We start from the raw sequence: 23,609 nt of genomic DNA, 5'->3' as shown, positions 1-23,609 counted from the left end.
GCGCTGCGTAAACAGCCTGCAACATCGCCTTTACCCAAGCTTTACCGTCGCCTGACCGCCCTTGACCTTGACCGCCGCATACTGAGCCCATCCGGTCGTTACCGGTTTCGAGACAAGGAGAATCACCATGCGCAAGACCCTCACCGCCCTGCTGTTCGCCGCGACCCTGCCGACCCTGGCTTTCGCCATGCCCATGGAAGACGGCGGCCCGCGTCATCACGACCGTGGCCCCGACATGTTCAAGGAGCTGAACCTGAGCAAGGAGCAGCGCCAGGAGTTCCGCAAGCTGATGGGCGAGCAGATGAAAGCCCATCGCGACATCACCAAGCGCTACCTGGACAAGCTGCCGGAAGCCGAGAAGCAGGCCATGAAGAAAGAGCTGGACAAGGCGCGCGCCGACCAGCACAAGGCCCTGCGTGACCTGCTCAACCCGGAACAGCAGAAGGCGTTCGACGAGCACCAGAAGAAGATGGAGGCACGTCGCGCCGAAATGGCCGAGTTCAAGGCCTGGAAGGCCGACAAGGACAAGAACGCCAACTGACATCCATCTCCATCGATCCGCCGCCGCGCCCTCCGGGCCCGGCGGCTTCTGCATGAGGACATCGCGTGCGTTCATTGTTCTGGCGCATCCTGGCGACATTCTGGCTGGCCATCGCCCTGGTGGCCGGCCTGTCCCTGCTGCTGGGCCGCGCCCTCAACCAGGACGCCTGGGTCCTCAGCATGCACCCGGGCCTGGACGGCCTCGACAGCGAGTGGGTCCGGCGCTACGAGCACGATGGGCAGGAAGCCGCCCAGGACTTCCTCGAACAGCGCAAACGCCGCTACCGCATCGACACCCAGGTGCTCGGCGAAAGCGGACAGTCGCTGGTCAGGGGCACCTTTCCATCACGCGCCGCCGCTTTCGAGGCGCGCCAGCGTGATGAACGACGCCTGCCCTGGCGCCGTCTGACGGCCGAGTACACCAGCCCGGACAGCGGCGAGAGCTACCTGTTCATCTACCGTATCCCGCACCCCGAACTCGCCGCCTGGCACCGGGGCAGCCTGTTCTGGCCGCTCAGCGCGCTGGTGATCGCCCTGGTGGTGCTGACGCTGTTCAGCCTGCTGCTGACGCTGTCGATCACCCGCCCGCTGGACCGCCTGCGCGGCGCCGTGTACGACCTGGGGCAGACCGCCTACCAGCAGAACAGCCTGGCGCGCCTGGCCACGCGCCGCGACGAGCTGGGCCTGCTGGCCAAGGACTTCAACCGCATGGGCGAACGCCTGCAAGGACTGATCGGCAGCCAGCGCCAGTTGTTGCGCGACGTTTCCCACGAGCTGCGCTCGCCCCTGGCCCGCCTGCGCATCGCCCTGGCCCTGGCGGAACGGGCCAGCCCGGCAGAACGGGACAAGCTGTGGCCGCGTCTCAGCCAGGAATGCGATCGCCTGGAAGCGCTGATCAGTGAGATCCTGGCCCTCGCCCGCCTGGATGCCGACACGGGCGCAGCGCAGCCGGTCGACCTCGCCGCCCTGCTCGACAAGCTGCAGGAGGACGCGCGCCTGACCGCTCCCGAACAGCGACTGCAGATCGACCTGGAGCCGGGCATTCAGCTCATGGGCTGGCCGGACATGCTCGAACGTGCGCTCGACAACCTGCTGCGCAATGCCCTGCGCTTCAATCCACCCGAGCAGCCGGTGCTGATCCGGGTGCAGCGCCAGCAACAGCGCCTGCTGCTGAGCGTGCGCGACCACGGCCCGGGCGTTGCCGAGGCGCACCTGCAGCAGTTGGGCAAGCCGTTCTTTCGCGCGCCGGGTCAGAGCGCAGCCGGGCATGGCCTGGGGCTGGCCATCGCCCGCCGCGCGGCACAGCGCCACAGTGGCGAGCTGCTGCTGGCCAATCACCCGGAGGGCGGCTTCATCGCCACCCTCAGCCTGCCGCTCAAGCAGCAGACGAGCTGATCAGCGCAGCGCTCAGCCGTTCCAGGCGCTGACGAAATCCTCGAGCGCCAGCTCCGGCGCGCGACGCAGCTCGCGCTCCGCTGTGCCGAGGTAGAGATAGGCGATGATCTGCTCGTCCGCCGCCAGGCCCAGGCCCTTGCCGACATGCGCGTCGTAGGCCATGTCGCCGGTGCGCCAGACGGCACCGATACCCTGGGCATGAGCGGCCAGCAGCATGCCGTGCGCCGCACACCCGGCGGCGATCACCTGCTCGGACTCGGGAACCTTGGGATGCGCCTGGACCCGTGCGATCACCACCACCAGCAGCGGCGCACGCAGCGGCATGCCACGGGCCTTGCTCAGCGCCTCGGGCGTTGCCTGGGAATCCTTCACCTGCAGCGCCTCGGCGAACAATTCGCCCATGCGCTCACGCGCCTCGCCCTCGATGGTGAGAAAGCGCCACGGACGCAGTTGCCCGTGATCAGGGGCACGCAGGGCGGCGCGGAACAGCAGCTCACGCTGCGCCGCATCCGGCGCCGGGTCGACCAGACGGGGAACGGAAACACGGTTGAGCAGAGCGTCGAGAGCCTCCATCGGCCACCTCCTTGAAACGAAGAACGCGCATTCTCGGTGCTGCACGCTACAGGCTGCAAGCTCAGGCGGAGGCCTGAAGCCCGGCAATGCGGCACCGGCGCTGCTGGAGGCGACGGTCAGGCGACCCGGTCGGGCGATATCACCGGTTTCACCGGTGGCGTCAACGGCGGCAGTCCATGTGCCTTGCGGGCCTCGTCACAACGCGGGTTGTGCACGCCGTTCTCCCAGGAGGCCTGGAAGTCGCGGCAACTGCTCGAACGCTGCTCGTACAGGGTGCAGCGCACGCCGCCGCCGACATCGCCGAGCAGCTGGACACAACGTGCCGGCTTGCTCTCGGTGCCACGCATCGCGACATAGTGAGGGCTGATCTGGATCACCTGTTCATCGGGGACGCTGCCGCCAGCGGATTGGCATTCGCCCCAGAAGAAGGACACACGAAAGAACGCGCAGCAGGCGCCGCACGTGAGGCAGGGATTAGCTTCGGACATTTTGGGGAAGGACTCGGAAACCGACGGACGCCGGCAACGGACGGCTATTCTATGCGCGGCCATGCGCTTGTAAAGCCCCCTCCCCCGGCTCGCGAGAAAAGCGCTGCAAGCGGCCATGGCCGGGCGCTGAGAGGCGCATGCGCGAGCACGCTGGAGAGGCTCGCTTACACTGCCCGCAAAGCGCGTTCTCGCCTGCCAGCGCCACGCCCGCCTGGTTTTCACCCAGCCGGGTTGCAGCGGTTTACAGCCGCCCGTCGGTGGGTAGAATGGCGCATTTCCAACCGCCAGAGCCCCCTACATGGCCTTGCCGACGCTGCGCATCATCGGATTCATCATCGGCATATTCCTGATTACCCTGGCGGTGAGCATGGCCATCCCCATGCTGACCCTGCTGATCTTCGAGCACCCCGAAGACCTCAACGCCTTCCTCTGGTCCAGCCTGATCACCCTGATTGCCGGCCTGGCGCTGGTCATCCCCGGACGTCCGCAGAATGCCCAGCTGCGCCCACGCGACATGTACCTGCTCACCACGGGCAGTTGGAGCGTGGTGTGCAGCTTCGCCGCGCTGCCCATGATGCTGATCGCGCACATCAGCTACACCGACGCGGTTTTCGAGACCATGTCGGGTATCACCACCACCGGTTCCACGGTGCTGACGGGGCTGGATCACCTGTCGCCGGGCATCCTCATCTGGCGCTCCATGCTGCAGTGGCTCGGCGGCATCGGCTTCATCGGCATGGCAGTGGCGATCCTGCCGCTGCTGCGCGTGGGCGGCATGCGCCTGTTCCAGACCGAATCGTCGGACTGGGGCGAGAAGGTGATGCCGCGCTCGCACGTGGCCGCCAAGTACCTGCTGCTGGTTTACGTGGCCCTCACCCTGCTGGGCATTCTGGCCTACTGGGCTGCCGGCATGAACCTGTTCGACGCGGTCAACCATGCCATGACCTCGATTTCCACCGGTGGCTACTCCACCTCGGACTCGTCGCTGGCCAACTGGCCACAACCGGCCGTGCACTGGACGGCCGTCGTCCTGATGCTGCTCGGCGGCATGCCCTTCATGCTCTACGTCGCCTTCGTCCGGGGCAACCGCCAGGCCTTGTTCAAGGATCATCAGGTGCGCGGCTTCATCGGTTTCCTGCTGCTGACCTGGCTGGTGTTCGGCACCTGGCTGTGGATCAACTCGGAATACGCCTGGCTGGACGCCATTCGCATCGTCGCGGTGAACGTCACCTCGGTGGTCACCACCACCGGCTTTGCCCTCGGCGACTACACCACCTGGGGCAGCTTCGCGGTCCTGCTGTTCTTCTACCTGACCTTCATGGGCGGCTGCTCCGGCTCGACCTCCGGCGGCCTGAAGATCTTCCGCTTCCAGGTCGCCTACGTGCTGCTCAAGGCCAACCTGATGCAACTGGTGCACCCACGGGCGGTGATCAAGCAGCAGTACAACAACCACAACCTGGACGAGGAGATCGTGCGCTCGCTGATCACCTTCTCCTTCTTCTTCACCATCACCATCGGCGTCCTCGCCCTGGCACTGACCCTGACCGGCCTGGACTGGGTCACCGCCCTGACCGGCGCCGCCACCGCGGTGTGCAACGTCGGGCCGGGCCTCGGCCCGATCATCGGCCCGGCCGGCAACTTCGCCAGCCTGCCCGACTCGGCCAAATGGCTGCTGTCCATCGGCATGCTGCTGGGCCGCCTGGAAATCCTTACCGTCCTGGTGCTGGTCACCCGCAGCTTCTGGAAACACTGATCGATGCCTCTGTCCAGCCTGCGCATTCTCGCCTTCATCAACGGCATTTTCCTCATCACCCTGGCGCTGAGCATGCTGGTGCCGGTGATCACCCTGCTGATCTTCGAACAGCCACAGGGCATCAATGCCTTCCTCTGGTCCAGCCTGATCACGGCCCTGACCAGCATCGTCATGATCGCCCAGGGCCGACCGCAGCAGACCCAGCTGCGCCCGCGCGACATGTACATGCTGACGGTTTCGAGCTGGGTGATGGTGTCGATCTTCGCCGCCTTGCCGTTCATCTTCGCCGAGCGCGCGAGCATCACCGACGCCTACTTCGAGAGCATGTCCGGCATCACCGCCACCGGCGCGACAGTCTTCAGCGGCCTGGACGACATGTCGCCGGGCACGCTGATCTGGCGCTCGCTGCTGCACTGGCTCGGCGGTATCGGCTTCATCGCCATGGCCGTGGCGATCCTGCCGATGCTGCGCATCGGTGGCATGCGCCTGTTCCAGACCGAGTCCTCGGACCGCTCGGAGAAGGTCATGCCGCGCTCGCACATGGTCGCCAAATACATGGTGCTGGCCTACGTCGGCCTCAGCGCCATCGCCGTACTGGCCTTCTGGCTGGCCGGGATGGGCCTGTTCGATTCGATCAACCACGCCATGTCGGCCATCGCCACCGGCGGTTTCTCCACCTCCGACTCGTCGCTGGGCAAATGGCAGCAGCCCGCCATCCACTGGGTCGCGGTGCTGGTGATGATTCTCGGCAGCCTGCCCTTCGTCCTCTACGTCACGGCGATGCGCGGCAATTACCGGCCCCTGCTGCGGGATGCCCAGGTGCACGGCTTCCTGCTCCTGCTGCTGGGCAGCTGGCTGGTGCTGGCCTGCTGGAAATGGATGACCACCGACCTCTACTGGCTCGATGCCCTGCGCCTGGTGGCGGTGAACATCACCTCGATCATGACCACCACCGGCTTCGCCGTCGGCGACTACCACCTGTGGGGCCCCTTCGCCAGCATGATCTTTTTCTACCTGGGCTTCGTCGGCGGCTGTTCCGGCTCGACCGCCGGCGGTCTCAAGGTGTTCCGTTTCCAGGTGGCCTACATCCTGCTCAAGGCCAACCTCAAGCAGCTGATCCACCCGCGCGCGGTGATCAAGCAGCAGTACAACCGCCACCGCCTGGACGAGGACATCGTTCGCTCGATCCTCGCCTTCGCCTTCTTCTACACCATCACCATCGCGACGCTGGCGCTGGCCGTGGCCATGTGCGGGGTGGACTGGATCACCTCGCTCACCGGCGCCGCCGCCATGGTCTCCGGGGTGGGCCCGGGGATGGGCGAGATGGTCGGCCCGGCAGGCAACTACGCCGGCATACCCGACCTGGCCAAGTGGCTGCTGACCCTGGGCATGCTCCTCGGGCGCCTGGAGATCCTCACCGTGCTGGTGCTGCTGTTCCCCGCCTTCTGGCGCCACTGAGACGGCAGCGCGCCCCTGTCACTGGCCGGGCACACGCCGGCTGCGGTATTCCCCCGGCGTCTCGCCGAACCAGCGGCGAAACGCCCTGAAGAAGTTGCTGGGGTCGGCAAAGCCGAGCAGATAGGCGACTTCCAGCAACGTCAGGTCGACCTGCCCCAGGTACTGCTCGGCCAGCTCGCGGCGGGTGTCGTCGAGCAACTGCTGGTAGCTGGTGCCCTCCTCCTGCAGCCGTCGCTGCAAGGTGCGCTGCGACAGGTGCAGCGCCTGCGCCACCACCTCGCGTCGCGGCTCCCCCTGCGGCAAGAGGCGGCACAGCACCTGGCGCGCCTGATGGGTCACCCGGCTGCTGCAGAAGCGCGCCAGGTACTCCCCGGCAAAGCGGTCGTGCAACTGCGCCAGGGCCTCGTTGGCGCTGGGCAGCGGGGCCTCCAGGTCGGCGCGCTCGAAGATCAGCCCGTAGTGCTCGGCATTGAAGCGCAGCGGCGCCTGGAACACCTGCTGGTAGGGCGCCAGGTCGGCAGGCGCAGGGCCTTGCAGGCGGATTTCACGCGGGCGGATGAGCTTGCCGGTCATCCAGCGACAGAATGCCAGGCAGTAGGCCAGCGAAGCCTCGGCGCTCTGTCGCGCCGGCGGCAGGCGGTCGCCATGGATGGCCAGGGTCAGTGCGTAACCGTCGGGCTGCGCCAGGAAATTCAGGTCGGCCCCTTCGCCGATGATGCGCTGGTAGCGCACCAGCCGGGTGAAGCCGTCGCGCAGGTTGCGGCTGGACATCAGCGCGTAACCCACCACATGGAAGGACGCAGGACGCACCACCTGCGCCATGTTCAGACCGATCGCCGGGTTGCCGGACAGGGCCACGGCGCGCTGCCACAGGCGGGTCATGCCATCCTGCGGAAAGCGCGCATCCGGGTCGTTCAGCGCGGCGTAGTCCATGCCCAGTTCGGCGAACAGCCCGGCACAGTCGACACCGCCCAGCTCCAGCGCCTGCACGATGGCCAAGGCCCAGTTGGAAGATGTGGTTCTTTCACTCATCGTCTTGTTCTTATGTAGATCAGGCCAGCAAGGTCAGAGTTGGCGGCCCAAGGATACTAGACTGGCACCTTAAGTCAGTGGCCCATGGAGACAGCCGCTCTAGACTGACACTGACAATAACAGGAGGTGCGCCATGACCGCCCAGACCACCGAACGCTTCCAGAGCTTCGCCGCGTTCTACCCCTACTACCTGCAGGAACACAGCAACCCGGTGTGCCGTCGCCTGCACTATGTCGGCAGCCTGCTGGTGCTGACGATCCTCGCCTACGCCCTGGCCACCCAGCAATGGCTGTGGCTGCTGGCCATGCCGCTGGCCGGCTATGGCTTCGCCTGGGTCGGCCACTTCGTCTTCGAGAAGAACCGCCCCGCCACCTTCCAGTACCCGCTCTACAGCCTGATGGGCGACTGGGTGATGCTGAAGGACGCCTTCACCGGGCGGATTCGCTTCTGACCCCGGCGCCAATCCAGAACAACAAGAACGAGAACGACCATGAATAGCCGAGCCCGCTTCACCCACATGGAAGACGGCCAGGCCGAGGACTGGGCCATCATCGCCCAGGATTTCGCCGCCTATGCCGCCCAGTTGCCTGCGCGCATTCTCGACCACCTGCGCCTGCTCGATGGCGACTTCGGCGGTTTCCCCGTCGACCGCCTGACCCACTCGCTGCAGACCGCCACCCGCGCGCACCGCGACGGGCGTGACGAGGAATACGTGGTCTGCGCCCTGCTCCACGACATTGGCGATACCCTCGGCAGCTACAACCACCCGGATATCGCGGCGGCGATCCTCAAGCCCTTCGTCAGCGCCGAGAACCACTGGATGGTGGAGAAGCACGGGATCTTCCAGGGCTACTACTTCTTCCATCACCTGGGCATGGATCGTCACCTGCGCGAGCAGTTCAAGGACCACCCGCAGTACCAGGCGACCATCGAGTTCTGCGCCCGCTACGATGCCGCCGCCTTCGATCCGGACTACGAAAGCCTGCCCCTGGGCTACTTCGAACCCATGCTGCAGCGGGTCTTCGCCAGGCCGAAGAACTCCATCTACCTGGCGGCCATGGACGACGCGAACGCCTGACCGCCGGCCACTGTTACGCCACCGTTCGGCGGTCATGCTTGGCTGGCCGCCGTACCCTTGGTTATGATCCCTGCCCTGTAGAGCCTCTGGCTCAGGTCTTGCAGACCAGCCAGGCGTCCAGCAGAGACGCCAGAATTCCAGCAGGGACAGTTCCAGCAGATGAAGTCAGTCACCCTCAGCCGTGCCAACGGGCTGCCGACGCCGCCGTTGCGCGAATACTATTCGCGCGTGCTGGCCTATATAGCCACGGCCGCGGCCATCGCCGCCGGAACCTACGTCGGGCATTTCACCTACGACGTCCTCTGGATGGTGCCCTACGCGCTGCTCTACCCGCACCTGGCGCACAACCTCAGCCGCCGCTTCAAGCGCGACTACCCGCAACAGACCGACCTCACCCTGCTGTTCCTCGATGCCATCCACGCCGGCGCGGCCTGCGTGCTGCTCGGGTTCTCCACGGTACCCAGCCTGATGTTCATGCTGACCCTGTGCTTCAGCGCCCTGGTCATCGGCGGCCTGCGCTATCTGGGGCTGGCGCTGCTGGTCGCCGGCAGCGGCATGGCGCTGTGTGCGGCGCTGGTGGAGATCCACCCCAATACCAGCACGCCGACTCCCGTGGCCCTGGTCAGCATTCTCTTCGCCACCTTCTACATCTGCATCACGGCGTACTTCGTCAACCAGCAGGGGTTGCGCCTGGCGCAGGTGCGCAGCGAGATCAAGCGCGAGCAGGAAAAGGCCGCACGCCTGGCCCGCAACCTGGCCAAGTACCTGTCCCCGCAGGTGTGGGAGTCGATCTTCACCGGCAAGAAGACCGTGCGCCTGGAGACCCAGCGCAAGAAACTCACCGTGTTCTTCTCCGACATCAAGGGTTTCACCGAGCTCTCCGAAGAGCTGGAAGCCGAAGCGCTGACCGACCTGCTCAACACCTACCTCAACGAGATGTCGAAGATCTGCCTGAAGTACGGCGGCACCATCGACAAGTTCATCGGCGACTGCGTCATGGTGTTCTTCGGCGACCCCAGCAGCAACGGCGCCAAGAAGGATGCGGTAGCGGCGGTTTCCATGGCCATCGCCATGCGCAAGCACATGAAGGTGCTGCGCCAGCAATGGCGTGCCCAGGGCATCACCAAGCCGCTGGAAATCCGCATGGGCCTCAACACCGGCTACTGCACGGTAGGCAACTTCGGCGCCGACACGCGCATGGACTACACCATCATCGGCCGCGACGTGAACCTCGCCAGCCGCCTGGAAAGCGCGGCGGAATCCGGCGAGATCCTCATCTCCCACGAGACCTACTCGCTGGTCAAGGACGTGATCATGTGCCGCGACAAGGGCCAGATCACGGTCAAGGGCTTCACCCGTCCGGTACAGATCTACCAGGTGGTGGATTTTCGTCGCGACCTGGGCGCCACCTCCAGCTACGTCGAGCACGAGCTGCCGGGCTTCTCCATGTACCTCGACACCAACGGCATCCAGAACTTCGACAAGGAACGCGTGATCCAGGCGCTCAACCAGGCGGCCGAGAAACTGCGCGACAAGGTCATTCTCTGAGGTGAACCCTCCGGGCAGCTGCGCTGCCCGGCCCCCGGCGTAGCCAGGACAGTGCCTACAGCGCGGTATCCGCCAGGGCCTCGTCCAGCACCACCGGCTCACCGTCGATCAGCGGCTGCAGCGCCAGGAATTCCAGCGCCGAGGCGCGCCAGGACTGTGCCGCCGCCAGCTCGGCGCAACGCCCGCGATCCAGTTCCAGGGCCGCCAGGCAGGCCGCTCCCAGGTCCTCGTCCATCACACCACTGAGCCCCTGCTGCAACACGTCCAGCGGCCCTGCGACGGGGAACGCGGCAACCGGCGTGCCACAGGCCAGTGCCTCCAGCATCACCAGGCCATAGGTATCGGTGCGCGAAGGGAAGACCAGCACCGAGGCGTCCTGATAAGCCTCGGCCAGCGCCTGGCCACGGCGATAGCCGAGAAAGCTCACCTGCGGGTAGCGCAGCTGCAGCGCTTCACGCTGCGGGCCATCGCCTACCACACGCTTCTCGCCGGGCAGCGCCAGGTCGAGAAACGCCTGCAGGTTCTTTTCCGGCGCGATACGCCCCACGTAGAGAAACACCGGCTGCGCCTTCGGCTGGCGCGTCCCGTTCGGGCTGAACAGGCCGGTGTCCACGCCCTTGCGCCACAGTTGCAGGCGCTGCAGGTCCCACCCGGCGAACTCTTCGCGCAGGCGTTCGGTGGTCACCAGCACCGCCTGGCTCGGGCGATGGAAGGCGCGCAGCAGGGCATAGCCCCAGCGCGGCGCGATCCAGGGCCAGCGGGTGCTGACATACTCGGGGAAGCGCGTGTGGATCGCCGTGGAGAAGGCCAGACCACGCTTGACCAGCCAGCGCCGCGCCGCCCAGCCCAGCGGCCCTTCGGTCGCCAGGTGCACGCAGTCGGGGCGAAAGTCGCGAATCAGCGCGCCGACCCTCCAGAGATTCCACACCAGCGGAATCTCCGGGTAGGTCGGGCACGGCACGGAGCGGAAGTCAGCGGGCGACAGCAGCTTGACCTGATGACCGAGGCCGCGCAGCTCGCTGATCAGCGCCGCCAGGCTGGTGACCACGCCATTGACCTGGGGCGCCCAGGCATCGGAGACGATCAGTATTCTCATGCACTGGTCTCGAGCGCCACGGCCTGCGCGTCGCTGGCTTCGCGCGCCTGCGCCTCGGCCAGGCGGTAGAGCTCGATCTGCCCGTCCCAGTGCTCGATCAGTGCCGTGCAGGACTCCACCCAGTCACCGCAGTTCATGTACTCGACACCACTCACCTGGCGGATCTCGGCGTGGTGGATATGGCCGCAGACGACGCCCTGCAGGCCACGCTTGACGCACTCGTGTGCGATGGCTTCCTCGAAGTCGCTGATGAAGTTCACCGCCGTCTTGACCTTGTGCTTGAGGTACGCCGACAGCGACCAGTAGCCGTAGCCCCAGCGGCTGCGCCAGTGGTTCAGCCAGCGGTTGAGGGTCAGGGTGAATTCGTAGGCCGAGTCGCCGAGAAACGCCAGCCAGCGGTGGTAGCGGGTGATCACGTCGAACTGATCGCCATGAATGACCAGCAGCTGGCGGCCATCGGCGGTGACGTGCACGGCCTCGTCCACCAGTTGGATGTTGCCCAGCAGCAGGCTCGAATAGCGGCGCAGGAACTCGTCGTGGTTGCCGGTGACGTAGATCACCTCGGTGCCCCGCTTGCTCATGGTCAGCAGGCGGCGAATGACGTTGGTGTGCGCCTGCGGCCAGTAGATACCGCCACGCAGCTTCCAGCCGTCGATGATGTCGCCCACCAGGTAGATGCGGTCGGCGTGATAGCGCTTGAGGAAGGCCGCCAGGTGCTCGGCCTGACAGTCGCGAGTGCCGAGATGCACGTCGGAGATCCACAGGGTGCGGACACGTTGCTTGCGGGTGGGCTTGGCGAGCTGGGCGCTGGTCATGGGCTGCCTCCGGCTGGGTTTAGACGAGCTTGAGGCGTGGCGGTGAAAGGATTGTGACGGGAAAAAGACCGTTCGATGACGCAGCACGCCGTCACCCCAAGGCGTTACACTCCTGCGTTCACCGAGGAACCGCCATGCTCCCTGCCCTGTCCCTGCGCCACTACAGCCATGAAGTGCTCTGCCACAGCCATGACCACGCCCAGCTGGTGTTCGGCCTGACGGGTGAGCTGCAGTTCGAGGTGGAGGGCCTGGGCAGCCGCGTGCTGCGTCATCACCTGGCGGTGGTACCGGCCGAGGCCCGCCATACCTGCGGCAGCCCGCGTGGCAGCCAGTGCCTGGTGCTGGACCTGCCAGCCAACGACTGGCTCGCACGGCAGCTCGGCCATCACGCGGACAACATCCAGCGCCTGCTCGAACGCCCCGGCGCCCTGCAGCTCGACCCGACCCAGGGCCAGTTGCTCAACTGGCTGGCCAACGGCCCGATCAACGACGCGGTGATCGCCGGTCAGGGCGCCGCCCTGCTGCTCGGCAGCCTGGCGTGCCAGCAGCCCGCCGGCGAAGCGGCACGCTTGCCGCTGTCGGCGCTCGACCACTATATCGAGCAGCATGTCGCCCATCCCTTACAGGTTGCCGACCTGGCCCGACTGGCCGGCCTGTCGGTCGCCCGCTTCCATGCCCGCTTTCTCGCCGATACCGGGCGCACGCCCATGGAGCACATTCGCCAGTTGCGCCTGCAACGGGCCGAACAGCTGCTGCGCGACAGCGAACTGCCCGTCGGCGAGATCGCCGCCCGCGTCGGCTACACCTCGCAAAGTGCATTCACCGCCGCGCTGTCCCGCCACCTGGGCATGACCCCACGGCAACTGCGGCGCGATCGCCAGGCCCTGCGCCACGGCTGAGAGCCTCGCGACAAAAGCCGTCACTCCCGCGACAGACAGCCATCGCCAGCCCCTCTAGACTGCGCGGCATCACCGAGGAGTACCCCATGCAAACCATCGAATGGCAGGATTTCGAAAAAGTGGAGCTGCGCGTCGGCACCATTCGCAGCGCCCGCCCCAACGAAAAAGCGCTGAAACCCGCCTACGTGCTGGAAGTGGATCTTGGCGAGCTGGGCATCAGGACCTCCAGCGCGCAGATCACCGCGCACTATGACTGCGAGGGCCTGATCGGCCGCCAGGTGCTGTGCGTCTGCAACTTCGCCGCCAAGCGTATCGCCGGCGTGCGCTCCGAAGTGCTGGTCACGGGCGTCTACGACAGCGAAAACCGCGTGGTACTCGCCGGCTTCGACAAGCCGCTCGACAACGGTGCGCGTCTGGCATGAAGGAACGTAACGCCCTGCTGGCGATTCACCTGGGCGCCCTGCTGTTCGGCCTGTCGGGCATCTTCGGCAAGCTGGCGGCGACCACACCGGAGATGATTGCCGGCGGTCGCGCCTTCTTCGCCGTGCTTGCCCTCGGCCTCGCGACCCTGCTCTGGCGCCGCACCGACTCGTCTCGCCCCAGCTGGCCCCAACTGGCCCGGCTAGTGCTCGGCGGCCTGCTGCTCGGCAGCCACTGGCTGGCCTTCTTCGAGGCGGTGAAAATCTCCGGCGTGGCCATCGCCACCCTGGGCTTCGCCAGCTTCCCGGCGTTCACCGTACTGCTCGAAGGCACCCTGTTCCGCGAGCGCACACGCCCCATCGAATTCCTCATGGTCGCCCTGGTGTGCCTGGGGCTGATCCTGGTGACTCCCGAGTTCAGCCTGGGCAGCGATGCCACCGTGGGCTTGCTCTGGGCCATCCTGTCGGGCCTGCTGTTCGCCCTGCTGTCGCTGCTCAATCGGGCCAGCACGCATGGCCTCGACCCGATACAGGCGGCCCTGTACCAGAACGTCACCGTGCTCGTCGTGTTCATGCCCCTCGCGGCCCCACTGGTGCCCAGCCTGCGCCCGCTGGACTGGCTCTGGCTGGCGATGCTGGGGATCTTCTGCACGGGCCTGGCGCACAGCCTGTTCGTCGCCAGCCTGCGTGTGCTCAAGGCACGTACCACGGCGGTGATCTTCGCCCTGGAGCCGGTCTACGGCATTCTCTTCGCCTGGTGGCTGTTCAGCGAACAGCCCACCCTGCGCATGCTCGCGGGTGGCTTGCTGATCATCAGCGCCATCTTCGTCTCGGCGCGGATGGCGCGCTGAGCCTGCCGGCATCAGGCTGCAGCGCGCAGCGACCCCGCCAAGGACGTCAGCCGCTCAGTTGACGCTGTAGCCGCGCCCCGTCAGGCAGGCGCCCAGGGCGCGACGGTAACGCTCGGTGGAGTCGGCCCCCACCGGGCGGGTCGCCGTAGCGGGGTCGAAACCGCTCTGCCCCACCGCCCAGCGGTGGCACTCGTAGCGATCACGGCCCTGCAGCTCGGTGCTCTGGCCGTTGGCCGGGTAGGCGATCACTTCATAGCTGGCGACGCTGTTGCCCTGCACCGCAGGTGGCGGCGTGACCACGACGTAGCGCTGGGCATTGGCGTTCCACAGGTAATAGGTACCAGCGGCGACGAAATACAGCGCGCTGCCGATCCACAGTTCACGCGCGCCGTCCGGCAGGCCGTGGCGATGCCCACCACCCGGACCGGGCCCCGCATTGCCCCAGCCCGGCCCGCCAGGGCCACCCGGACCTCCAGGCCCGGGCGGACCGGCCAGGGCCTGGGTAGACAGCGCCAGAGTCATCAAGGCCAGGATCATTGAACGTTGCAGCGACATGTTTCACCTCTTCACGTGACGGCCTGATCGGCCCGAGGCAAATTATTCGCGCGCCGCCGTGGCAGCGGGGTAAGCCCTGTGTAAAGAGGGGGTAAAACTCCTGATACACGGCTCTCAGGGACGGTCGTTGTGGCCCAGGTCACGCGCCGGGTCGATCAGGTCGCGCACCCGCCGCTTGAGCTCCTTGGCTTCGGGAAAACCGCCGTCGGCCTTGCGCTCCCAGACCTGCTGGCCATCGCACAGGATGCGGAACACCCCTCCCGTGCCCGGCTCCAGGCTGACTCGTCCCAGCTCGTCGGAAAAGGTGCTGAGCAGTTCCTGGGCCAGCCAGGCGGCGCGCAGCAGCCATTGGCACTGGGTGCAGTAGGTGATGATGACTTCTGGCTTGTTATCGGACATGGAGAGGCTCTGGGACTGGACGGACGGTGCCTATAATAGCGGCCCTCGAATACGTCTCGCCCGGTATCTGTCATGCGCCGCCTGCTCTGCTCGCTGTTCTGTCTCCTCGCCCTTCACGGCCTGCCCAGCCACGCCGCCGAACGCGTCGGCCTGGTGCTCTCCGGTGGCGCGGCTCGAGGCCTGGCGCACATCGGCGTGCTCAAGGCGCTCGAGGAGCAAGGCATCCGCATCGACGCCATCGCCGGCACCAGCATGGGCGCCATCGTCGGCGGGCTGTACGCCGCCGGCTATTCGGTGGAAGAGCTGGAACGCCTGGCCCTGGAGCTGGATTGGCAGCAGGCGCTGTCCGATTCGCCGCCACGCGAGGACATCCCCTTTCGCCGCAAGCAGGATGACCGCGACTTCCTGATCAAGCAGAAGCTCAGCTTCCGCGACGACGGCAGCCTCGGCCTGCCGCTGGGCGTGATCCAGGGGCAGAACCTGGCGCTGCTGCTGGAAAGCCTGCTGGTGCACCGCAGCGCCACCCGCGACTTCGACAAACTGCCGATTCCCTACCGGGCCGTGGCCACCGACGTGGTCAGCGGCGAGCAGGTGGTCATGCGCAGCGGTCACCTGCCGCAGGTCATGCGCGCCAGTATGTCGATTCCTGCCGTGTTCGCGCCGACGGAAGTCGACGGCCGCCTGCTGGTCGATGGCGGCATGCTCAACAACGTACCGATCGACGTGGCGCGGCAGATGGGGGTGGACCATGTCATCGTGGTCGACCTCGGCATGCCGCTGAAGCCGGCCGACGAACTGCATACCGTGGTCGATGTGATGAACCAGTCGATCAACCTGATGATGCGCAGGAACTCCGAAGAACAGCTGGCCACCCTGGTCGATGACGACGTGCTGATCCAGCCGGCGCTGGCCGGCTTCGGGGTAGCCGATTTCAATCGCGGCGAGCAGATGATCCTCGCCGGCTATCGCGCCACGCAGATCAAGGCCGAAAGCCTCGCCCGCCTGCGCACCAGCAGCGCCGGCAGCCCGGCACTGGCCATGGCGCGCTCGCTCGAGCAGCGCAACCCGGTGATCCGTGAAATCCACGTGGAGAACGATTCCAAGGTCGGCGACGAGGTCATCCGCAGCCACATCCGTCAGCCCCTGGGCGAACCCCTCGACGTGGAGCGTCTGCAGAAGGACATGGGGACGCTGTACGGCCTGGACTACTTCGAGCGCGTGCAGTACCGCGTGGAGGCGCTGGACCAGCGCGGCAGCGCCCTGGTGATCGATGCCCGTGGCAGGCGTACCGGCACCGACTACCTGCGCCTGGGGCTGAACCTGTCCGATGACATGCGCGGCGACAGCGCCTTCAACATCGGTGCCAGCTACCGCGTCAACGGCATCAACACCCTCGGTGCCGAATGGCTCACCCGCCTGCAGCTGGGTGACCGCCAGGAGCTGTACAGCGAGTTCTACCAGCCGCTCGACGCCGGCTCACGCTACTTCGTCGCCCCCTACCTGTTCGGCGAGGCGCAGAACGTCGAGGCGATACTGGATAACGACCCCATCGCCGAATACCGTCTGGAGCGCTATGGCTACGGCCTCAATCTCGGCCGACAGATCGCCAACAATGGCGAGATCCGCTTCGGCATCGGCCAGGCCTGGGGCGAGGCCGACGTGCGCGTGGGCGAGCGTGACCTGCCCAGCTTCAGCTTCAGCGAGGGCTACTACGAACTGAAGTACTCCTTCGACACCCTGGACAACCTCGACTTCCCGATCAAGGGCGAAGACATCGGCCTGCTGTTGCGCCAGTACGACAAGGGCCTGGGCTCGGACGACGAGTACAGGCAGTGGCAGCTGGAGCTGAACAAGGCGCTGACCCACGGCCCCAACACCTGGCTCCTGGGGGGTCGCTACGGACGCACGCTGGACGAAGCCGAGGTGGTGACATCCGGCTTCATCCTCGGTGGTGCCCAGGAACTCTCCGGCTTTCGCCAGGACTCCCTGAGCGGGCAGAACATGGCCCTGGCGCGCATGATCTACTACCGCCGCCTGACGCAGAGTTCGCTGCTGCCCCTGGACCTGCCGCTCTACCTGGGCTTCTCGCTGGAACGGGGCCGCGCCTGGAACAACGACAATGCCTTCGACAGCGGCTACATCAACGCCGCCAGTGTCTTCCTCGGCCTGGACACGCCCCTGGGGCCGCTGAACTTCAGCTACGGCTTCAACGACGAGCGCGAGAAAGCGCTGTACCTCAACCTCGGCAAGAGTTTCTGACGCCAGTAACGACCAGGCCGCGCATGAGCGCGGCCTGGTCGGCTAGCACGGTGAACGGGCTCAGGCGATTTCCGCCAGCAACTGGCGAGCGGCCCGCTTCTGCTCGTCATCGCCCTGATCGATCACCTCGTTGAGGATGTCACACGCGGTGGCGACATCGCCCTGCTTGATGTACGCCAGGGCCTGATTGAGCTTGGCCATGTGCGCGGGGTTGCCGGCCAGGTGGTCGAAATCCCCCTGCAGCGCGGCGGTGGCATCGGCATCGCCGGCGAACGCATCGAGGAAGTTGTCGTCCAGCTGTTCCTCGTCGTCGAGCAGGACCATCTCCATCTCGCCAAACGCGCTCAGTTGCTCATCCTCGTGCGGCAGCTCGAAGACCTCCGGCAGCTCCTGCAGGTTGCTGGAGAACGACGCGTCGAGCTCAGGCTCGGCGGCTGCCTTGGGCTTGGCCTGGACGGTGGTCGAGAACGGGCTGACCAGGTCCCAGTCGGCATCCAGGGACAGATCATCGAGGTTGAGCTGAAAGTCGGGCTCGGTGACCGGCTCGTCCGGTGCTGGCGCCGCTGCCTGAACGACAGGCTCGCTCGGCTCGGGCTGCGCCGTCCGCAGGTTGGGATGCCTGGCTTGCAGGGCGTCGAGACGCGCCTCGTCGAAGCCCTCGGCGCGCAGAACCGCTTCTTCACGGGCGAAGGCCTGGCCATCGCCCTGCTGCGCCAGGACTTCCAGCAGGCGAAAGCGCAGGTCACTGCGTTGCGGCTCCTGCAACAGCGCCTTGTTCAACTCGCCGCGCGCCTCGCTGAGACGGCCATAGGCGATGTAGACGTTGGCCGCCTCCAGCGGATCGGTCGGTGCCTGCGGGCGCTGCACGACCGGGGCCGGCGTCACCCTGACGGCCGGCGCCACGGCGGCGACAGGCGCGGCCTCGACGACCCTGGGGCGAGTCACAGGCTGCGCCTTGGCGGCAACCTGCACCACCGGCGAGGCCCTCTCGCGACGCCGTGCGGCCCAGAACAGCGCACCGAGCAGCAGCAACAGACCTGCGCCACCGGCGAGCAGCGTGGAAAACCAGCCACCTGTTTCCGTGGCCGGTGCCTGCGGCTCGGCCGGCACCTCGGCTGCGGGTTGCACGACAGGCGCTTGCGGCGTGCGCTCGGCGGCGAGCTCGGCCAGTTGCGCGTCTTTCGCCGCCAGCTGGTCCTGCAGTTGCTGAACCTGCAGCTGCAACTCGGCCAGGCCCTGCTGCAGTTGCAGGTTCTCGGCGGCCTGGCTGGCCAGTTCCAGATCGACCTGGCGCTGTTTCTCGGCCAGCAGTTGCAGGCTGTCCGCCTGCTCCGGCGTCGGCTCCAGCGCGGTCAGCGGCGCACTCACCGGCCCCTCGGCACTGAGGCTGCTCTCGGCAACGGGCTCCGCTGCTTGCTCCGCCACGGGCGCAGTCGGCGCGCTGGCCGCAGCAGCGCGCGCGGCATCGGGCAGCAGCAAGTCGGCACCGGCCTGCAGCAGGCCTGCGTCGCCGCTGATGAACGCCCCCGGATTGAGGGCAAGAATGCCTTCCATCAGCGCCTGCTGAGACAGCCCGCTGCCTTCCTCGCGCAGACGCGCCGCGATCGACCACAGGCTGTCGCCGCGCACCACCTGATGACGATGCCCCGCCACGGCAGCCGGCGGCGTCACGCTACGTATCGACGATGCCGGTGCGGCCTGGCGAGGCGCCTGGGCAACGGGCACCGCAGTGGAGGCTGCCACCGAGGAATAGGCGGAGGAACCCGGCGGATCGAGCAGCACGGTGTATTCACGCAGCAACTGGCCGTTGGGCCGTGCCACCTCGACGATGAAGTTCAGATAGGGTTCACGGACCGGGCGACTGGACACCACCCGGATCACGCTGCGCGAACCGCGCAACAGCGGTGTGAAGCGCAGGTCGTTGAGAAAGTACAGGCGCTCGACACCCGAGCGACTGAATACCTCGGCAGGCGCCAGGCCGACGCGTACGTCCTGCGCGCCCAGGTCGCCGACTTCGAGCAACTCGATCTCGGCCTCCAACGGCTGATTCAACGCCGAATGCAGCGTGATATCACCCAACCCAAGCGCCGGTGCCATTCCCGAATAGAGAGCGGAACCCGACGCCAAACCCAACATCAACTGACGCACCCGAGCCATGTGACCTCCAGGGTTATCCAGGCTCGAACGCCGCCTCCTCGACTTCCTGTCCGGGCTTCCCTTGACCGGGAGGCTGGCGCCCTCGAAAAACGCAAAGGACGATCAACAGAGTCCCTGTCCAGACCGTCCTGAATTGCATTATGGCTACTAATTCACAAAGTAGCGGATTAGGCGTCAGTTTGCCGACGAAAGCACAGTGCCATCAACCAACTTCAGTCAAAAGTAAGGCACAAAAAGCGCTTGACCGAGTGGACGGAAAAATGCCAACCAGATCTCATTTCACCAGGTTGGCCAGCACCCGCGCGTGGACCTGCTGGCAGCGCCGCAGGTCGTCTTCGTCGATGCCGGCGAAGACCTCGTGGCGCAGTTGGGTGGAAATCGCTTCGATCTTCTCGATCAGCGGCTGCGCCTTGGGTTGCAGCGCGATCTTCTTGGCGCGACGGTCCTCGGGTACCGCCACGCGGGTCACCAGCTCCTGGCTTTCCAGGCTGTCGAGCAGGCGCGCCAGGGTTGGCCCCTCCACGCCCACGCTCTGCGCGAGCTCGCGCTGAGTAGGCATTTCAGTGAAGCGGGCCAGGTGCAGCAGCACCAGCCAGCGCGCCTGGGACAGCCCCAGGCCGACCAGGCGGCGATCCAGTTCCGAGCGCCACGCGCGTGACAGTTGGGCGACTTGCATGGCAAAGCGATGTTGATCGGGGTAAGACATGGGCAAGCGAACTCATACAAAGGTAAAAAACTAATTATTAGCCAGCTAGCCATAACCCGAGGCGCAGAGCAAGCGCGGATTTCGCCGGTCCGTTGCAGAATACGACGGCAACGCCCTCTGACTCAGGCTACGACCTGATTGCGCCCGAACGCCTTGGCCTCGTAGAGCGCACGGTCCGCCTGCTCGTAGAGTTGCTCCAGTTCGGCCTGGACGCCCGGAGTCAGGCACGCGACGCCGATGGACATGGTCAGCACCTCGGCGCTGTCGGAGCCGCGATGGGCGATGGCCGCCGCTTCCAGCGACTGGCGCAGGGCCTCGGCACGCTGCCGGGCCTCGTCGGCAGCGATGTCGAACAGCAGCAAGGCGAACTCCTCGCCACCCAGGCGCACGCCCATGTCCAGCGGGCGCCGTGCAGCCTGCTCGATGAGCATGCCCACGCGCTGCAGGGCCGCATCGCCGGCCTGGTGGCCGTAGCAGTCGTTGTAGGCCTTGAAGTGGTCGATGTCGCACAGCAGCAGAGCCAGCGGCTTGCCGTCACGTTGCGCCTGGCGCCACAGGCGCTCGAACTGGCGATTGAAGCTGCGCCGGTTGTGCAGGCCGGTGAGGCTGTCGTGATAGGCGAGCAGACGCATCAGGCGACTGACCAGAAAGTGCTCGCGCGATTTGTATTCCAGCAGGTAGCAACCGACGGCGCCGGTGAGATTGCCGAACGCAAGGAACAGCACATTGTTGATCAGCCTCGCCGCCGGCAAGCCGGCGAGCAGTTCCGCCACCACGTAGGCCGTCAGCACGACCAGCGAACAGGCGAGCGCCTCGCTCAGGCGCAATCCCACCAGAAAATAGGCGGCCATGCTCACCAGCAGCAGCCCCTCGTAGGGATAGCCGGAATCGACCTGATGGACGATGCCGACGATCAGCGCGGCCCCCACGCCCAGGGTGAGGATGCACGCCATGCTCAACGGCAGCAGCAGATGGGTGTGGCGACGCTGCAGGATCAGCGCGGCACAGACCAGCAGGATGACCAGCACCACGAACCTCACGCCGAGCACCCAGGCGAGGTGCGACGCGGGCACCACCAGCAGGTCCAGCACCGCCAGTGCCAGCCAGATGACCATGGCGACACTCAGCGCGAAACGCTTGAGTTCGAAGCTGTCGTCGAGCAGGTGGGCGCGGTATTCACGCTCCAGCGCGCGCGCGAAGCGCAGACCACGAAACCCCAGGCTCAGCTGGTCTGCGTAGGGGCTCGGGCGGACTTCATCGAGCCAGGCGTGAAAGTTGGGCACTGCTACCTCGTCGTCAGGCGGCCTGCTCCACACCTTAGCCGCGTCATCGTGATGCCGCCAGAAACAGCCAACCGCTAGAGTTCGAACTCGGCCTGCAGGGCCGCGCGCACGCAGTACAGCACCGCCTCGTCGACCCGCCCGGCGAACAGCGGCGCGATCTCACTGACCGCCGGCAACTCGCCCTCACCGTCGAGGAAGCTCTCCTGGATCTCGCCCAGCAGCTCTTCCGGCAGGTCCAGCGCCTGCTCCAGGCTCAGTTGCTGCTGCGCGATGGCTTCGGCGAGCAGGCTGTAGACATTCTTCTCGCTGCAATTGAGCTGGCCGGCGATCTGCGCCGGGGTCATGCCGGCGCGTGCCAGGCTGACCAGCTCGTGACGCAGGTCCGCGACCGGCGCCGGTGCCTCGTCCTGGGCGTTGCCAGCCAGCACTTCGAGGAAGGCCTGACCATAGCGCTCCAGCTTGCGCGCGCCCACGCCGCTGACCTCGGCCATCTCGCTCAGCGAGCCCGGCTGGCTGCGCAGCATCTCCAGCAGGGTGGCATCGGGGAAGATCACATAGGGCGGCACGCTGTGCTCCTCGGCCAGCTTGCGGCGCAGGCTGCGCAAGGCTTCCCACATCTCCCGCTCATGCCCCTGCACCAGCTGGCTGGCCGCACTGCTGGAGGCCTTGACCGCCTGCGCCGGCTTGGGTTCGCGACGCAGTTGCAGGGTAACCTCGCCTCGCAGCAGCGGCCGGCAGCTCTCGTCCAGGCGCAGGCCACCGAAGCCCTCGAGGTCGACATCGGCCAGGCCACGCGCGACCAACTGGCGGAACAGGGTGCGCCACTCGACCTCGGAGAAGCCCTTGCCCACGCCGAACACCGCCAGGTGCTGATGACCGGAGGCGCGGATCTTCTCGTTGTCACGCCCCAGCAGGATGTCCACCAGGTGGCCGACGCCGTAGCGCTGGCCGCTGCGATAGATGGCCGACAGCGCCTGCCGCGCCGGCTCGGTGGCGTCCCAGGTTTCGACGCCGTCGATGCAGTTGTCGCAATGCCCGCAGGGCTGTTCCAGCACCTCGTCGAAATAGGCCAGCAGCGCTTGGCGCCGGCAGCGGGTCTCCTCGCAGAGGGCCAGCATGGCGTCGAGCTTGTGCTGCTCGATGCGCTTGTGGCGCTCGTCGCCCTCGGAGTTGTTGAGCATCTGCTTGAGGAAGATCACATCCTGCAGGCCGTAGGCCATCCAGGCATCGGCAGGCAGGCCGTCACGCCCGGCACGACCGGTTTCCTGGTAGTAGGCCTCCAGCGACTTGGGCAGATCCAGGTGGCAGACGAAACGCACGTTGGGTTTGTCGATGCCCATGCCGAAGGCGATGGTGGCCACCATGATCAGGCCTTCTTCATTGAGGAAGCGCTTCTGGTGGTAGGCCCGCAGCTCGTTGGGCAAGCCTGCGTGATAAGGCAGCGCCGGGAAGCCCTGGCTGCTGAGGAAATCGGCGACCTCCTCGACCTTCTTGCGCGACAGGCAGTAGACAATGCCGGCATCGCCCTTGCGCGCCGCCAGAAAGCCCAGCAACTGCTTGCGTGGCTGATCCTTGGGCTGGATGCGATAGAAGATGTTGGGCCGGTCGAAGCTGGAGAGAAAGCGCTCGGCATGCTCCAGGTGCAGGCGCTGGACGATCTCCTCGCGGGTACGCTTGTCCGCCGTGGCGGTCAGGGCGATGCGCGGCACCGCCGGGAACAGTTCGGCGAGCTGGCCGAGCTGCAGGTACTCTGGGCGGAAATCATGCCCCCACTGCGACACGCAGTGCGCCTCGTCGATGGCGAACAGGGCGATGTCGAGGCCCTGCAGGAAATTCAGCATCCGCGCCTGCACCAGGCGCTCCGGAGCCAGGTAGAGCATCTTGATCTGGCCACGGCGGATGCGATCGGCGATTTCGCGCTGCTCATCGGGGCTCAGCGTGGAGTTCAGCGCCACGGCCGCCACACCCAGCTCATCCAGCGTCGCGACCTGGTCGTCCATCAGCGCGATCAACGGCGATACCACCACGGCCAGGCCGTCGCGCATCAGCGCGGGAACCTGATAGCACAGCGACTTGCCGCCGCCCGTGGGCATCAGCACCAGGGCATCGCCGCCACCGGCCACGCGCTCGATGATCGCGGATTGATTGCCGCGAAAGGCGTCGTAGCCGAAAACGTCTTTGAGAATGCGCTGGGCGTGGTCGAGCATGAAGGCCTCCGAATGAAGCCGGCTATTATGCCGCACTCTTGCCGGTGACGGTTCCTCACCCCGTCCGAAGCCGTTCTTTTTCTGCCCCCTCGGACTTG

Annotated in this window: 22 protein-coding genes; 11 read left to right on the top strand and 11 right to left on the bottom strand. The window is 66.3% G+C overall.

Annotation, left to right across the window (positions count from 1 at the left end; genetic code table 11):
* The first annotated feature begins 127 nt into the window (after positions 1-127).
* Together JLK41_RS09925 and JLK41_RS09920 are read left to right on the top strand one after the other, a co-directional pair.
* Positions 128-541, top strand: coding sequence for a Spy/CpxP family protein refolding chaperone (locus tag JLK41_RS09925; protein WP_037054182.1), 414 nt, complete (start codon positions 128-130; stop codon positions 539-541).
* 65 nt (positions 542-606) lie between these two features.
* A complete protein-coding gene (locus tag JLK41_RS09920; RefSeq protein ID WP_210390929.1) occupies positions 607-1,935 on the top strand; it encodes a sensor histidine kinase in 1,329 nt (442 codons plus the stop codon).
* A 12-nt stretch (positions 1,936-1,947) separates the two neighbouring features.
* Here the strand turns inward: JLK41_RS09920 and JLK41_RS09915 are convergent, their stop codons facing one another.
* Together JLK41_RS09915 and JLK41_RS09910 are read right to left on the bottom strand one after the other, a co-directional pair.
* Entirely contained in the window at positions 1,948-2,508 is a 561-nt protein-coding gene (locus JLK41_RS09915; protein ID WP_037054187.1) for a nitroreductase family protein, read from the bottom strand.
* Positions 2,509-2,624: 116 nt separating this feature from the next.
* On the bottom strand, positions 2,625-2,996 hold the full coding sequence (locus JLK41_RS09910) for a YkgJ family cysteine cluster protein (RefSeq protein ID WP_037054189.1): 372 nt from the start codon (positions 2,994-2,996) through the stop codon (positions 2,625-2,627).
* A 298-nt stretch (positions 2,997-3,294) separates the two neighbouring features.
* Between JLK41_RS09910 and JLK41_RS09905 the strand changes: the two genes are divergently transcribed.
* Positions 3,295-4,749, top strand: a complete 1,455-nt coding sequence (locus tag JLK41_RS09905) for a TrkH family potassium uptake protein (RefSeq protein ID WP_037054192.1) — start codon at positions 3,295-3,297, stop codon at positions 4,747-4,749.
* Positions 4,750-4,752: 3 nt separating this feature from the next.
* Positions 4,753-6,207, top strand: a complete 1,455-nt coding sequence (locus tag JLK41_RS09900; protein ID WP_210390928.1) for a TrkH family potassium uptake protein — start codon at positions 4,753-4,755, stop codon at positions 6,205-6,207.
* Positions 6,208-6,225: 18 nt separating this feature from the next.
* Here JLK41_RS09900 and JLK41_RS09895 read toward each other — a convergent pair whose 3' ends face one another.
* Positions 6,226-7,239 carry an AraC family transcriptional regulator gene (locus JLK41_RS09895; protein WP_037054198.1) on the bottom strand — a complete coding sequence of 338 codons (1,014 nt, stop codon included), beginning with the start codon at positions 7,237-7,239 and terminating at the stop codon, positions 6,226-6,228.
* Positions 7,240-7,372: 133 nt separating this feature from the next.
* Here JLK41_RS09895 and JLK41_RS09890 point away from each other — a divergent pair, with 133 nt between their 5' ends.
* The 3 genes from JLK41_RS09890 to JLK41_RS09880 all read left to right on the top strand — a co-directional run bounded on the left by JLK41_RS09890 (position 7,373) and on the right by JLK41_RS09880 (position 9,865).
* Positions 7,373-7,690 carry an Mpo1-like protein gene (locus tag JLK41_RS09890; protein WP_037054201.1) on the top strand — a complete coding sequence of 106 codons (318 nt, stop codon included), beginning with the start codon at positions 7,373-7,375 and terminating at the stop codon, positions 7,688-7,690.
* Positions 7,691-7,729: 39 nt separating this feature from the next.
* Positions 7,730-8,317 (top strand): HD domain-containing protein, encoded by a 588-nt coding sequence (locus JLK41_RS09885; RefSeq protein ID WP_210390927.1) that lies wholly within the window; start codon positions 7,730-7,732, stop codon positions 8,315-8,317.
* A gap of 159 nt (positions 8,318-8,476) precedes the next feature.
* Positions 8,477-9,865 carry an adenylate/guanylate cyclase domain-containing protein gene (locus JLK41_RS09880; protein WP_047584563.1) on the top strand — a complete coding sequence of 463 codons (1,389 nt, stop codon included), beginning with the start codon at positions 8,477-8,479 and terminating at the stop codon, positions 9,863-9,865.
* 55 nt (positions 9,866-9,920) lie between these two features.
* Here JLK41_RS09880 and JLK41_RS09875 read toward each other — a convergent pair whose 3' ends face one another.
* Positions 9,921-10,961 carry a glycosyltransferase family 4 protein gene (locus JLK41_RS09875; protein WP_037054208.1) on the bottom strand — a complete coding sequence of 347 codons (1,041 nt, stop codon included), beginning with the start codon at positions 10,959-10,961 and terminating at the stop codon, positions 9,921-9,923.
* A complete protein-coding gene (locus tag JLK41_RS09870; RefSeq protein WP_037054210.1) occupies positions 10,958-11,776 on the bottom strand; it encodes a UDP-2,3-diacylglucosamine diphosphatase in 819 nt (272 codons plus the stop codon). Before JLK41_RS09870 ends, JLK41_RS09875 begins: the two co-directional genes overlap by 4 nt.
* 134 nt (positions 11,777-11,910) lie before the next feature.
* Here JLK41_RS09870 and JLK41_RS09865 point away from each other — a divergent pair, with 134 nt between their 5' ends.
* The 3 genes from JLK41_RS09865 (at position 11,911) to JLK41_RS09855 (ending at position 13,945) form a co-directional block, all read left to right on the top strand.
* On the top strand, positions 11,911-12,675 hold the full coding sequence (locus tag JLK41_RS09865; RefSeq protein WP_037054212.1) for an AraC family transcriptional regulator: 765 nt from the start codon (positions 11,911-11,913) through the stop codon (positions 12,673-12,675).
* 86 nt (positions 12,676-12,761) lie between these two features.
* Entirely contained in the window at positions 12,762-13,097 is a 336-nt protein-coding gene (locus JLK41_RS09860) for a tRNA-binding protein (protein WP_150609202.1), read from the top strand.
* Entirely contained in the window at positions 13,094-13,945 is an 852-nt protein-coding gene (locus tag JLK41_RS09855) for a DMT family transporter (protein ID WP_210390926.1), read from the top strand. Before JLK41_RS09860 ends, JLK41_RS09855 begins: the two co-directional genes overlap by 4 nt.
* 54 nt (positions 13,946-13,999) lie before the next feature.
* On the opposite strand, the gene JLK41_RS09850 is transcribed toward JLK41_RS09855, so the two are convergent.
* Together JLK41_RS09850 and JLK41_RS09845 are read right to left on the bottom strand one after the other, a co-directional pair.
* Positions 14,000-14,500, bottom strand: coding sequence for a hypothetical protein (locus JLK41_RS09850; RefSeq protein ID WP_210390925.1), 501 nt, complete (start codon positions 14,498-14,500; stop codon positions 14,000-14,002).
* A 114-nt stretch (positions 14,501-14,614) separates the two neighbouring features.
* The gene (locus JLK41_RS09845) at positions 14,615-14,899 is read right to left on the bottom strand and encodes an Rdx family protein (RefSeq protein ID WP_134678199.1); all 285 of its coding nucleotides are present in this window, start codon (positions 14,897-14,899) and stop codon (positions 14,615-14,617) included.
* 72 nt (positions 14,900-14,971) lie between these two features.
* Here JLK41_RS09845 and JLK41_RS09840 point away from each other — a divergent pair, with 72 nt between their 5' ends.
* Entirely contained in the window at positions 14,972-17,158 is a 2,187-nt protein-coding gene (locus JLK41_RS09840) for a patatin-like phospholipase family protein (protein WP_210390924.1), read from the top strand.
* Between the two features lie 60 nt (positions 17,159-17,218).
* On the opposite strand, the gene JLK41_RS09835 is transcribed toward JLK41_RS09840, so the two are convergent.
* The 4 genes from JLK41_RS09835 to recQ form a co-directional block, all read right to left on the bottom strand.
* Positions 17,219-19,255: a FimV/HubP family polar landmark protein gene (locus tag JLK41_RS09835; RefSeq protein ID WP_210391210.1), complete on the bottom strand. Its 2,037-nt coding sequence runs from the start codon at positions 19,253-19,255 to the stop codon at positions 17,219-17,221.
* A gap of 334 nt (positions 19,256-19,589) precedes the next feature.
* Positions 19,590-20,021: a MarR family transcriptional regulator gene (locus tag JLK41_RS09830; protein ID WP_037054223.1), complete on the bottom strand. Its 432-nt coding sequence runs from the start codon at positions 20,019-20,021 to the stop codon at positions 19,590-19,592.
* Between the two features lie 122 nt (positions 20,022-20,143).
* On the bottom strand, positions 20,144-21,304 hold the full coding sequence (locus JLK41_RS09825; protein ID WP_210390923.1) for a GGDEF domain-containing protein: 1,161 nt from the start codon (positions 21,302-21,304) through the stop codon (positions 20,144-20,146).
* 74 nt (positions 21,305-21,378) lie between these two features.
* A complete protein-coding gene (recQ, locus tag JLK41_RS09820; RefSeq protein WP_047587487.1) occupies positions 21,379-23,511 on the bottom strand; it encodes a DNA helicase RecQ in 2,133 nt (710 codons plus the stop codon).
* Positions 23,512-23,609: the final 98 nt, after the last annotated feature.

The sequence above is a fragment of the Ectopseudomonas khazarica genome, assembly GCF_017915135.1.
Classification (GTDB): Bacteria; Pseudomonadota; Gammaproteobacteria; order Pseudomonadales; family Pseudomonadaceae; genus Aquipseudomonas; species Aquipseudomonas khazarica.
This window is presented reverse-complemented; position numbering and strand designations above follow the sequence as displayed.